This window comes from Frigoribacterium sp. CFBP9030, assembly GCF_034045195.1.
Taxonomy (GTDB): domain Bacteria; phylum Actinomycetota; class Actinomycetes; order Actinomycetales; family Microbacteriaceae; genus Frigoribacterium.
Genome location: NZ_JAXCWG010000002.1, coordinates 49,301 through 62,088, shown reverse-complemented (window position 1 = coordinate 62,088; position 12,788 = coordinate 49,301). Strand labels below are relative to the sequence as shown.

Here is a 12,788-nt window from a genome sequence, read left to right as displayed (position 1 = left end):
CCGCACAGCTCAGGAGGGACGACGCCGGTGGCCTCGGATCGCACCTGCTCAACACGGCGACGATCCGATGCCGGAAGGGACTGTCTCGAGCCCGGGCCCGGGCTCGGACGCGGACGGAGGCGCAGACGTGGTCGCTGGCGCAGGCGCGGTCGCAGACACAGACACAGGCCCAGGCGCGACGAGGTCGATGAACCGCGACAGCAGCCCCAACCCGGCGATCGACGTCGGCATCGACGCGGCCAGGGCCGGCGAGTGCACGAGGTACGCCGCCCACTGCGCGCGCGAGATGCCGACGTTGAGCCGGTTCGGCATGAGCAGGAAGTCGAGTCCGCGCGGGATCTCGGCCGCCGACGACGCCGCCAGCGAGAGGATCGCCACGACGGCTTCACGCCCTTGGAAGAGGTCGACCGTGCCGACGGTGGTCTCGGCGAGCCCGGCCCGGTCGAGAGCGTCGCGTATCAGCGCCCCCTGCGCGTTGTACGGGGCGACGACGATGACGTCCGCAGCCTTCAGCAGTCGTGTCGAGTCGCCGTCCGTCCAGGTGCGCCCCACCATGTCGGTGGCGATCGCGACGACGCGCTCGGCCTCCTCGGCGGACGAGGTCGTGTTGCCCTGATGGGCGACCGGTTCGACGTGGAGACCGGGCACGATGCCCTCGAGCCGCCGCTCGGGCGCTCTCGACTCGAGGGCCCCGTCGTACGACAGCCGTGAGACCGGGGCCGTGAGCGCCGGGTGCATCCGGTAGGTGCGCGACAGGAAGTATCCGAGCTCGGCCGGGAGCACGTCGTGTCCGTCGGCGAGCCAGCCGAGCGCCGACTGGTCGACGGGTTCGGGGTGCGAGCCCTGGCTGACCTGCGGCAGCTGCTGCGGGTCGCCGAGCAGCAGCAGACGCTGGGCCGCCAGCGACGACGCGATCGTGGGGGCCAGCGAGAACTGCCCGGCCTCGTCGACGACGAGGAGGTCGAGCGAGCCGCGCGCGATGTGATCGGCGTTGGCGAAGGTCCAGGCGGTGCCGCCGACGACGCCCCCGGTCTCACCCGGCCCGGACAGGAACGCGGCGAGACCCGCGCCGTTCGCGACGGGCGTCCACGCCGAGGCCTCGAGGGCCTCCGGGCTGGTGCCCTTCTTCGGCACCTTGACGACCCTCTCGGGGTCGACGCCCTTGCCGACGACGGCCGCCAGGAAGTTCTCGACCACGGCGTGCGACTGCCCCACGACGCCGACCCGCCAGCCGTGCTCGCGGACGAGGCGGGCGACGACGGTCGAGCCCACGTAGGTCTTTCCGGTGCCCGGAGGGCCCTGCACGGCCAGATACGACCGGTCGAGGTCGAGCAGGGTCCCCATCACGGCCCCGACCGTGTCGTCGCCCACGACGGGTCGGACGCCGCCGCGGGGCGGCACACGGCGCAGCAGATCGAGCGCGGCGTCGGGCACGAACCCCGGCAGGTCGTCGAGCACCCGGCGCCCCCACTCCGAGATGGCCTCGGGTTGCGGGGCTGCCCGAGGAGGTGCGGCGGGGGTCAGCGCCACCGGGAACGACCCGTGGGGCTCGGCCCCCGTGGGGACGGTCTCGGTGACGAGCAGCACGACGTCGTCGGCGCCCGGGTCGGCGTCGACGACCGTCGCCCGGGCGGCCCAGCCTCGGGAGCCCGGGCCCGCGCGATTCACCGAGGGAGGCAGAGGCGCGTCGTAGACGGCCATGGGCGTGGAGCCCAGAGGCGACCGACTGCCCGGGGCGAGCGACCCGACGAGGCGGAGGTCTCTCGAGAGGGTCCGCTTGCGCGGCGGCTTCCCCCAGTCGCGGACGACCTCGGCGTGCTCGACGACGAACACGTCGCGGGTGTCTGCCCACTCGTCGAGCGGTTCGCGCAGACGATCGAAGTGCTCTTGCAAGAAGGTCTTGGCCTCGCGGCGGTGGTAGTCGATGGCCGCGGCCGCCAGGGCGAGGGCGGTCTGATCGGGCGTGCGGTCGAGGGGATCGACGTCGGCCAGCTGCGCCGTGAGCTCGACGAAGACGGGGTCGGGCTCGGCCCGGACGCGCTCGTCGTCGACGAGGGCCACGGTGTCGTCGCTGACGGTGTCGGCGGGGAGCATCGTCAGCAGCCAGTCGCGCAGACGGAGGGTCGATCGGCAGTCGTACTCGTTGTAGTCGGCGACCTGGTCGAGGCGCGTCTGACCGGTGGGGTCTCCGGCACGGAGGGCGGCCGCCGCCTCGACGTACGCGCCGATGCTGTCGACGGCCGAGACCACCCCGTCGCCGTCGCGGTGCTCGGCGCCCATGTAGAGCGGCTCGAGCTTCTTGATCGAGTAGCTGCGCGACCCCACGAGCAGCGCCTTGCGGACTATCGGGTACAGGTCGACCAGCACCCCCGCCCGCAGCAAGTCGTCGACGTCGTCTTCTCCGACGCCGTGCCGGGCGGCGAGCGACAGCAGGTGACTGCGCTCGTACGACGCGTAGTGGTAGATGTGCATGCCCGGGTGGGCCGCCCGCCGTTCGCGGACGAACGCGAGGAAGTCGATCAGAGCACGGCGCTCTTGTCGGAGGTCGTGCGCCCAGAACGCCGTGAAGCGCGACCGGTCGTCGACCAGCCCGAACAGGTAGTCGAGCCCCCACACCGACGAGTCGCCCTCGGTGTAGAGCGGGTCGCCCTCGAAGTCGAAGAAGATGTCGCCGGGGTCGGGGGCGGGGATGGCCGCCAGCGCACCCGGGTCGATCAGGCGGACCTCGGGGAGGGGCGCCCCGGCGCTGTCGATCTGGAGCCGGGCCTGACCGCGGAGGCGAGCGAGGGCGGCACCGCCCACGCCGGCCACGGGCCCGGTGCTCGCAGCCAGGTCGTCGATGCTCGCGATGCCCGCCGCGAGCAGCGCCGACCGCTGACCGAGACTGAGCCCGGCGACGAGCACGAGGTCGCGGTGCTCGTCGACCTGCACCGAACACTGTCCGCAGCGGCCGCAGGCGACGACCCCGGGGGCGCCCCAGGCCAGCGGGGCCTCGGCGTGCAGGCGACGGTCGACGACCAACCTCAGCCGGTCGCGCTGCGCGCGGTACACCGGTGCGATGTCGGCGAGAGCGTGACTGGAGGTCGTGCTGTCGCCGAGCACGAGGTGCACCTGCGGCCCGACGCGGAGACCGAGCGCGGCGATCTGCTCGGCGTAGGCGGCCAGCTGCAGGAGGGCGGGGATCTTGGCGTGCCGGGCGAGCTTGGTGTCGTAGACCTCGTAGGCGCCGTCGTCGGTGCGGAGCAGGAAGTCGGAGAAGCCGATGAACGAGCCGTCGAAGAACGTCGCCTGATAGAGCACCGGCACGCCGTCGCGCATGGCCTGCTCGGCGGCCGCCGCTGCGGCCGGGTACCCCGCACGCTCGGGGCGCTCGAACTCGACGACCCGGTGCGTCTCGCGCAGCCGTTCGAGGAACCGGATCTCGTGGTCGTCGCCCAGTCGGGCCGTGCGGTCGAGCATGGCGTCGGCCACCTCTGGCACCGCCGGGATGCGCCCGAGCCTGGCGTCGAGGCGTCGGAGGAACGCCCACTCGCACGCGGCCCACGTGCTGAGGTCGGACGGGCTCGTGACCACGGTGTCGTCGTCGAGGTAGATGGCGTCGCCTTTCGATTCACGGTCCGCACGGTCGTCGGCCCGTGCTGCACACGCTAACGCCGACCCCCGACATCGATCGTCGACCCGCGCCTCCCCGGCCCCGCGCCTCCTCGGCTCCCTGGCCCGCACCTCCTCGGCCCGCGCGCACGCCTCCGAAGGCGGACCGGCGCGTGCTACCCCTCGCTCGAGAGCACCCAGCCGAGCCAGCCGGCGAGCGTCGCCGCGGCCGACACGCTCGACGACCGCTCGACATCGGGGTTGTAGTTGGTGTTCGTGTTGACGTCGTACGGCACGACGCGGCCGTCGGCGGTCTCGATGAACTCGATCCCCGCGACCTCGATGCCCTGCTGGTCCAGGAAGGCCTCGAGCCGCTGCACGAGAGGGTGCGACGCGGTCACCGACGATCGGACGGCGAAGGGTGCGAACGTGGCGGGGTCGGCGCCGTCGGGCACGACGCACGCGTCGGCGGGGCACAGCTCGAAGCTGCCCGCCGAGGTGTCGACCCGCACGGCGTAGACGAAGCGCCCGCCGACGAACTCCACACGGGTGTTGAAGGGCTCCTCGGCCTGCAGGAACTCCTGCAGCAGCGTGATCCCGTCGACCGGCACCTCGAAGTCGGGGCCGTCGACGTAGGCGTCGAACGACTCGAGGTCGTCGAAGCGCCGAACGCCGAGACCCTTGCCACCCTGGTTGTGCTTGGTGATGAACGGCAGCTTCTGCTCGCGCGCCCGGGCCTTGAGGTCGGCGGTGCCGAACACGGCGGTCGTGGCCGGCACGTCGAAACCGGCCTGCGCGAGCGCCAGGTACTGCGCGACCTTGCTCACCTCGAGCTCGACGACGCCGCTGCCGTTGATCGTGCGGCGTCCGTGGCGCTCGGCCCAGCGGAGCGTCGCCCGGGCCACCTCCTTGGCCGTCGCCCGGCCTCGCGTGTGGGCGGACCCGCTGAGGCGCGACCAGAACACCCCGGCAGGAGGCTCGGCGGACAGATCGAACGAGCTCCCGTCGAGCAGGTGCTCGCGATGCGGCACACCCGCCGCGTCGAGGGCGGCGACGAGCGGAGGGAGCCACTCGGCGTTGTCGTGCAGGATGTGGACGACGGGCGTCCGGTCGGCGACGTCTACGGAAGCGCTCATCCCCCGAGACTGCACCACGCGCCTCCGGCGATCCTGCAGATGTCGGCGCGTGACGACGGGCACACGCACCCACCCGGCGAGCCGCCCGACGCGAGCTGCTCGCCAGGAGCTGCTCGCCAGGAGCGGCTCGACACGGACGACCCGACGCGGGGCTACTCCGCCCAGGCCGCGCGCACCACCTCGCAGAGGCGCTGATCGTCGGTCTCGAGCGCGGAGCAGTCGGCCACGGCCTCGTCACCGACCGTCTCGACGGCGAGGTCGACCGGCTCCCGGACGTCGCGACGGAACGCCACGACGGTGCCGCGCGGCGCCGCCTGCACCGCGGCGACCACGTCGTCGAGCGACCCTTCGGTCACGGCGTCGCCCAGCACGACGTCCACCCTCGCCTCCGTGCTCGCGACGGACACGCCCTCGATCCGGGGTGAGGCCGTCACCGCGTCCGCGACGGAGACGAGCACGTCGAGGGTCGCGGGGTCGCTCGAGAACGCGAGGCCGCGGGGGTCCGACCGGTCAGGCGAGACGCGGACGACATCCAGACGCGACACGTCCGCCGACCCGCCGATGGCCCGCAGGGCGGGCACGACCTGATCGGGCCGCACCGTCCGCACCTCGACGGACCGGGCGCTGATGGCCGAGTAGGTCACCGCGTCGGAGTCGACGGCGTCCACGACCGACTCGGCGTCGGACAGGTCGCCGTCCACCTCGCGCGACTCGTCCGGCGACGAGACGGTGCCGATGGTCGTGCCCGAGACGCCGGACGTCGCCGCGAGGGCGCTCGCGATCCGCTCGGCACGGCCGGACGCCTCGGCCACCTCGTCCGGTGGCTGCTGCCCTGTGACGGTCGGCTGCTTCAGGTCGACCCTGATGCCCTCCGGCAGCACGAGGACCCGCCCCGCACCGAGGTCGTCGTCCCCCACCGCGGCGAGCAGATCCGCCTGATCGGCGGCGTCGAGGACGACGTCGGACGTCGCGGGGTCGTCGAGCGCCGAGGGGAACCCGCTGACGTTCTCGGTGATGAACCGGCGCGAGTCCTGGCTCCAGGCGGACACGTCGACCTCGGCCAGCTGCGGTTCCGCATCCCGGAGAGCGCGCGCCCGCTGCCACGCCGTGAGGACGTCCGACGACGCCGAGGGGACCACCGTGATCCCGAACCCCCGCCGCGGCGATTCCGAGTCGCTCGTCGTCGCACCGAACTCGTGCGTGCCGAGCGACGCCTCCGCGAAGACCGGATCGTCGGCGACCCGGTGGGCGAGGTCGAGCTGGGCCGCCGTGTCGGCCTCGTCGGCGAGCACTTCGAAGGTGACGGCGCCCCGGCGCACGTCGACGTACTGCCACTCGTCGCCGACCTCGCGGGCCACGAACGGCCTGATCCGCTCGGCCACGGCGGCGAGGTCGTCGTCGCCGAGATCGCTCTCGACCACGACCGTGGCCTCGGCCGTCGCGCTGCCCAGGGGGTAGTCGATGCCGCCGGTCTCGATCTCGACGATGCCGTCGACGCCCTCCATCAGCGACTCGAAGCGCTGGCCCAGTTCGGCGGAGTCGGCGCACCCGGCCCCGGCGAGGACGACCACCGCGACGAGGGATCCCGTGACGCATCGTCTCAGTCCGCTCCGCATCCGCTCAGTCTGACCCCCGAGCACCGTCGGCGCTTCCGTCGCGGGGCGGAACGCGCCAGTTGGTATCCTCGTCCGACGACTGCCGGAGGTCCGCTTGGTGAACGAATCGTCAGGGCCCGACGACGCCCTGAGCCGTGACGACGTGCGCGTCGCGCACGAGGACGACCCCACGTGGGCCCTGCTCCGCAGCTACAACAGCCGCTGGATGCTCCCGCTCTTCTCCCGTCACCTCGAGCACGCCGAAGGTCCGGTCTCCGCCGACTGGTTCCACCAGCAGGTCGCGCAGGCCCTCGAGCTGAACGCGCTCGATCAGACCGCACCTGACCAGACCGCGCCCGTCCGGGCCGGAGCCGAGGAGGCGCGGGTCGGCGACTCCGGAGCGACGGCCGCCCCCGAGACCCGCACCACCCCGGCCGACTACTGCCGGAGCTGGGTCGACAGCCGGTGGCTGATCCGCACCCGCGCCTCCTCGGCGGACGACGGCGGGGCACGCCACGGCGGGGCAGGCCACGGCGGCCCGAGCGGCACGACGACCGGCACCTCCCCCGCGGCCGACGGCTGGGGCGCGCTCGGCGCCGCGCACCCGAGCGGCGCGGCGGGGTCGGCCCCGACCCGCGCCTCGAGCCCGCCCCCGCGCGGCGAGGCCCGGGCGCAGTACCGGCTCTCGCCCTCCGCGCTCAAGGCACTGCGGATCGTGCGCGAGCTGGTCGAGCAGGACAACGCGGTGAGCGAGGCGAGACTCGGCAGCATCGCCCACGCCGTCGGTCAGCTCGCCGGTCTCGCCGACCCGAGCCGCGAGGCCCAGACCGCTCGGATCGACGAGCAGATCGCCGAGCTGCAGCGTCGCCGTGATCGCATCGAGCAGCACGGCACCGAGCCGGTCAGCCCCGACGTCCTCAAGCGGCAGGTGCGCGAGGTGGTGCGGCTGACGGCGTCGCTGCCCGAGGACTTCCGGCAGCTGAGCAGCATGGTCGAGCAGCGGCACCGCGAGGTCGCGCGCCGGGCGACGGTCGGGCACGTCGGCAAGGGCGCGCTCGTCGAGCAGTACCTGCGTGAGAACGATCTGCTCGAGCAGACCCCCGAGGGTCGGGCCTACCGCGGTTTCGCGCAGATGCTGTCGTCGCGTGAGATCGACGTGATGCGCGCCGACATCGAGCTCATCCTCGATCACCCCGCCGCGGCCGAGCACCTGACCGATCGGCAGCGGACGCAGCTCGAGTCGCTGATCTCGTCGCTGCTCGCGGAAGAGCAGTCGGTGCAAGAGACGTACGGGCGCTGGACGTCGTCGCTCCGCCGGTTCCTCAGCCGATCGTCGACCGAGCGTCACCAGCGCCTCCTCACCCTCGCCGAACGGGCGCTGCACGCCGGCGGCGTCTGGGCCGAGCGACGACCGGGCCCGGCCGTGCTGCCCGTCGACGTGCTCGGGCTCGGCGCGCTCGACGTCGTCGACATCAGTCAGGCGCAGCTGCACAGCGACCGGGGGCGCCCGACCGTCGACGTGCAGGTGACCGAGGGCGACGCCACGCTGCCCGCCGCCGACCGCGCCGCGCTCCGCATCAGCTCGGGCACGAGCACCGCCGCCGTCGCGGCCACCCTCGACCGCCTGCTCGACGAGCACGAGACCGTCACGAGCGCCGAGCTGTACGAGGCCACCGACCCCGAGTTCCGCCGGCTCGGCCTCGTGCTGAGCATGCTCGACCTCGCCATCGACCGCGGCGTGGTCGACGAGACCACCGAGACCGTCACCCTGACCGCCGGCGAACCGGCCGCACCAGGAGGCAGCAGCCCAGGAGGCGCGGGTCGAGGAGGCGCGGGTCGTCGCGTCGTCCTCCCCCGGCTCGTCTTCCGCCGACAGCCCGCACCGGGCGACGACGCCCCCGCCCCCGGCGACGACGCCCCCGCCCCCGGCGACGACGCCTCCGCCCCGACCCCGCAGCCCGAGAGAGACACCGTATGACCCCCGATCCGATCGACGACGTCAGCACCGAGGCAGTCGGCACCGTCCTCGACAGCACCGATCCGGACGGTGCCGATCCGGACGGCACGACGGAGGTGGACGGCGCTGCTACCGACCCGTCGAGCGGGCTCCGCGACGAGCTGCCGCTGGCCGGTCGCAAGGCGCTGGTCACGCTGCTGACCCACCGCTTCATGTCGCGGGCCCGGCAGGGCGAGGCGTGGGCCGCGCTGCTCGCGTACGAGCCCGAGATCCGGGCCCGGCTCGACGAGATGTTCCTCGTGCTGGTCGTCGACCACGAGTACGAGGTCGCGTTCAAGCGACAGAGCGGACAGGACGACGTGCCCATCCTGCTGCGGCGCGAGAAGCCGCTGTCGCGCGACGCGTCGCTGCTGATGGTCTTCCTGCGGCGCGAGCACGCGTTCAGCGACGCGCACGACGAATCGGTCGTGGTGTCGCGCGATCAGGTCGCGGAGTTCCTCGGCCGGTACCACGACGACACCGCGCACGACGAGATCCGCTCGATGCGCCGCGTCGACGCGGCCCTCGCCGCCATGGTGTCGCGCGACCTCCTCGAACCGGAGCCCGACGACCCCGCCCTCTTCGTCGTCGCCCCCGCGATCGTGCCGCTGATCACGGCCGAGCAGCTGGCTCACCTCGAGCGCGTGTTCCTCGAGGCGGCGGGGGCCGAGGCGCCCGCCGACGCGAGCACGCTCGACGCCGTGGAGGAGCCGGGAGCCGACGCCGACGGACCGGCCGACGACGACTCGGAGCCCGACGGCGACGACGACTCCGACCTCGACGCGGACGCCGAGGCCGACCCCGATCAGGCCGCCGAGCCCCGACCCGACCCGACCGCCGTCGCCCTCGATCTCCCCCTCGACCCGGAAGCAGACCAGGCATGATCCCCGCCGACGCGACCACCGCCTCCTCGGCTCCCGACGCCGACGCCGCCGACGCCGCCGACGCTCCCGGCACCGCCGGCATCGCCGCCGCGACGGGCACGGCGGACCACGCCGACGCACCCGACCTCGGCATGTTCCACTCCGGTCAGTACCGCATCGAGAAGGTTCAGCTGCTGAACTGGGGCAGCTACTCGGGGCTGCACCGCATGCCGGTGGGGCGTGGCGGCATCGCGATCCTCGGGCCGACCGGGCGCGGCAAGTCGACGGTGCTCGACGCGATGGCCGCGGTGATCATGCCGAACCCGCAGGAGTTCAACCGGGCCGCGCGCGACGACAGCCGCCAGCGCTCCGAGCGCACCGTCTACAGCTACGCGCGCGGCAAGACCGACGAGGTCCGCGACGCGGCGTCCGATCGCACGACGACGCGGTTCCTCCGTCCGCTGGGCCAGGCGTTCGCGAGCGGCGCCGCCATCACGTACGCGACCGAGCTCGGGCAGACCCTCACCGCGGTGCGTCTCGCCTGGATCGGCACCGACACCTCCAGCCAGGACGACGTGACGCAGGCCAGCGTCTACCTGCTCGTCCGCGGGCCCTTCGATCTCAGCCGGCTGACCGAGGTCAAGCGCGATGCGAGCAGCTCGAGTCCGCTGACGAAGGGCTCCCTCGCGCGCCTCCTCGACCCCGTCCGCGATCTCGTCACGTACTCGCAGCCCGAGTTCCGCGTGCAGCTGTGCGGCGAGCTCGGGATCGGCGGCAGCGACGAGTCGCAGCTGAAGGCGCTGACGCTGCTGCGCCGTGCGCAGGCGTCGAAGGGCGTCTTCTCGATCGACGAGCTGTTCAAGTCGTTCGTGCTCACGCAGCCCAAGGCGCTCTCGCGCTGGGAGACCACGCTCGGCACGTACCGCGAGGCCTCGGCGCTCTACGACGTCTTCGAGACGACGCGCAAGAAGCTCGGCGTGCTCGAGCCGGTGCCCGCGCTGGCCGACCGCTACGAGATCGCCGGCCACGACGCGACCGAGAAGCGCCGCCTCGTCGACGAGAGCCACGGCCCGAGCCGACTGCGCGTCTGGCTGGCCGAGAAGGTCGGCAGCTGGGTCAGCGGTGAGGTCGACCGGGTCACGACCGAGAAGCGCGCCCTGTCCGAGGCGAGGAGGCGCGCGGCCGACGACGACACCGCCGCGTTCCGTGCCCGTGAGCAGGCTCTGGCCCGCATCGGCGATCTCGGCGGCGACCCCTCCCAGTCGCTCCGTCAGCTCGTGGCGACCGCCGAGCGCGACCTCGCCGTCGTCCAGCGCGAGCGGCGCCGCTTCGCGACGGCCCTCGACGGCACGGGCGAGTCCGTGCCGACGTCCGAGAAGCAGCTCGTCGCGCTGCGGCAGCGCGCCGAGCGACTCGCCGACGAGGACGCGGCCGCCCGCGCCGCCGCCGACGATGTGCGCGGCGAGCTCGCCGCCCGCATCGGCGAGACCAAGCGCGCACTGTCGGCCCGCGAGGCGCAGCGCCGCTCGTTCGAGCTGCGCGGCAGCAACGTGCCCGACGACGCGGCCGAACGACGACTGCGCATCGCCGAGGGCACCGGGATCCCCGTCGCGGGTCTGCCCTACGCCGGCGAGCTGTTCGAGGTCGCCGCCGCGCACACCGACTGGACGGTCGCGATCGAGCGGGTCGTCGGCGACCTGGCCACGCACCTCCTGGTCGACCGCGCGCAGTTCGACGCCGTGCGCCGCTTCGTCAACGACCACGACATGCGCGGCCGCATCACGCTGGTGCCCGCGGCGACCGGCGTCGAGCCCGAGCACGACGCCGTGCCGCGCACCGTGCCCGCGATGCTGCAGTTCGACGAGGGCAGCCCGTTCTTCGGCTGGCTGTTCGACGAGATCGTCGCCGAGCGCAGCGTGCTCTGCGTCGAGGGGCCCGACGACCTCGACGGCTCGCTGCCCGCCGGGGCGCGGGGCGCCGTGACGCGTGCCGGTCTCCGCACGGGCTCGCGAGGCCGCGTCGTGAAGGACGACCGCCGCTCGCGCTCGTGGATCGGCCTCGACAACGGCTCCCGCGTCGCCGAGCTCGCCGACGAGATCGCGTCGCTCGAACGCGACCTCACCGTCGCGCGCGCCGCGTGGGACACCGCCGAGGCCGAGTCGTCGGCGCGACGCCGGGTGCTCGACGCCGTCGCGCGGTCGACCGAGTTCTCGTGGGCGGACATCGACACCGCGCCGGCGCAGGCGCGACTCGACGATCTGCAGGGTCAGCTCGACCGGCTCGCCGACGAGCGGCCCGAGCTCGCCACGCTGCAGGCCGACGCGCGCCGTCACGACGACGAGCGCTCGGCGGCGACGCGTCGTCTGGCCGAGCTCGACCACGAGCTCGCGCGACTCGAGGCGGAGCACTCGACCCTGGTCGACATCGAGGACGCCTTCAGCGACGCCCTGACCGGGGCCGATCCGCTCACCGACCACGAGCGCGCCCTGCTCGCACCGCTGCCGTTCGCCGCGCCGCGCGAGGTGGCCGACGTCGAGCGGTCGCACCGCGAGGCGCTGTCGCTGCTGCGCGGGCAGATCGACGGCCACGACCGCGAACGCACGCAGGCCGAGAACACCCTCGTGCTGATCTTCGAGCGGTACCTCGAGCTCGACCGCACGGCCGGGATCGACGCGTCGATCGACAGCCTCGACGCGGTCAAGGCGATCCACCGCACGCTCGTCGACGACGCCCTGCCGAACGCGAAGGAGGACTGGCTGGTCAAGGCCGGCGCCGACATGGGCGACAGCCTGCGCGCGCTGCTCGTGCAGATCGAGGAGGACGGCCACGTCATCCGTCGCGGCGTGCGGCCCATCTCGCAGGCGCTTCGGGCGATCGAGTTCCGTCAGGGGTCGACGCTCGACATCGAGCCGAAGCCCGTGTCGAACAGCGACCTCGTCGAGTTCAAGCGGACGCTGCGCACGCACATCGGCGATCGGGCGGGTGCTCCCCGCGACGCGGCCGAGATCGAGCGGCGGTTCGTCACCCTCCGACGCGACCTCGCGCACCTCGAGGAGCGCTCGAAGATCGGCGACGCCTGGCGCCGCCGCGTGCTCGACGCGCGCGAGCACTACCAGTTCCGCGCCATCGAGACCCGGGTCGACGGCACGCAGATCGTGCACGAGGGCGTGGCCGGCAAGTCGGGCGGCGAGGGGCAGGAGCTGATCGCGTTCGTGCTCGGCGCGGCCCTCCGCTTCCGGCTCGGCGACGGCACCGACCGGGTGCCGACCTACGCGCCGATCGTGCTCGACGAGGGGTTCGTCAAGGCCGACGACGAGTACACCGGGCGGTCGCTCGCGGCGCTGACGTCGCTCGGGTTCCAGCTCGTCGTGGGTGCGCCCCGCGACAAGGTGAACGCGTTCGAGCAGCACGTCGAGAGCGTGGCGTACATCTCGAGCGACCCCGCGCATCCCGAGCTGTCGCGCATCTACCCGCTGACGATCCGCCAGGCGATGGAGGTCGAACGCCACGGCCTCGACCCCGCCGCGCTCGCCTGACCTCGTCGGCGCCGTCCGGCGCCGCCGCGCGCTGCCTGCACCCCTCCCGTGCAGCGGCTGGGAACTCGCCC

At 73.4% G+C, this 12,788-nt stretch carries 6 protein-coding genes; 3 read left to right on the top strand and 3 right to left on the bottom strand.

Translation table 11 applies throughout. The features are described 5' to 3' along the window. Positions 1 to 48: 48 nt before the first annotated feature. The 3 genes from SOM13_RS02515 to SOM13_RS02505 all read right to left on the bottom strand — a co-directional run bounded on the left by SOM13_RS02515 (position 49) and on the right by SOM13_RS02505 (position 6,343). Positions 49 to 3,573 carry a TM0106 family RecB-like putative nuclease gene (locus tag SOM13_RS02515; RefSeq protein WP_320478831.1) on the bottom strand — a complete coding sequence of 1,175 codons (3,525 nt, stop codon included), beginning with the start codon at positions 3,571 to 3,573 and terminating at the stop codon, positions 49 to 51. Positions 3,574 to 3,767: 194 nt separating this feature from the next. After that, positions 3,768 to 4,727: an alpha-L-glutamate ligase gene (locus SOM13_RS02510; protein WP_320478830.1), complete on the bottom strand. Its 960-nt coding sequence runs from the start codon at positions 4,725 to 4,727 to the stop codon at positions 3,768 to 3,770. Between the two features lie 152 nt (positions 4,728 to 4,879). Continuing rightward, complete coding sequence (locus tag SOM13_RS02505) at positions 4,880 to 6,343, bottom strand: hypothetical protein (protein WP_320478829.1); 1,464 nt, start codon at positions 6,341 to 6,343, stop codon at positions 4,880 to 4,882. Between the two features lie 97 nt (positions 6,344 to 6,440). Here SOM13_RS02505 and SOM13_RS02500 point away from each other — a divergent pair, with 97 nt between their 5' ends. Genes SOM13_RS02500 through SOM13_RS02490 form a run of 3 tightly spaced genes read left to right on the top strand, consistent with a single transcriptional unit; the run spans position 6,441 to position 12,717 of the window. After that, entirely contained in the window at positions 6,441 to 8,300 is a 1,860-nt protein-coding gene (locus SOM13_RS02500; RefSeq protein WP_320478828.1) for a DUF3375 family protein, read from the top strand. Continuing rightward, the gene (locus SOM13_RS02495) at positions 8,297 to 9,202 is read left to right on the top strand and encodes a DUF4194 domain-containing protein (protein WP_320478827.1); all 906 of its coding nucleotides are present in this window, start codon (positions 8,297 to 8,299) and stop codon (positions 9,200 to 9,202) included. The genes SOM13_RS02500 and SOM13_RS02495 overlap by 4 nt, the downstream gene beginning before the upstream one ends. Further along, a complete protein-coding gene (locus tag SOM13_RS02490) occupies positions 9,199 to 12,717 on the top strand; it encodes an ATP-binding protein (RefSeq protein WP_320478826.1) in 3,519 nt (1,172 codons plus the stop codon). Before SOM13_RS02495 ends, SOM13_RS02490 begins: the two co-directional genes overlap by 4 nt. The last annotated feature ends 71 nt before the right edge of the window (positions 12,718 to 12,788 follow it).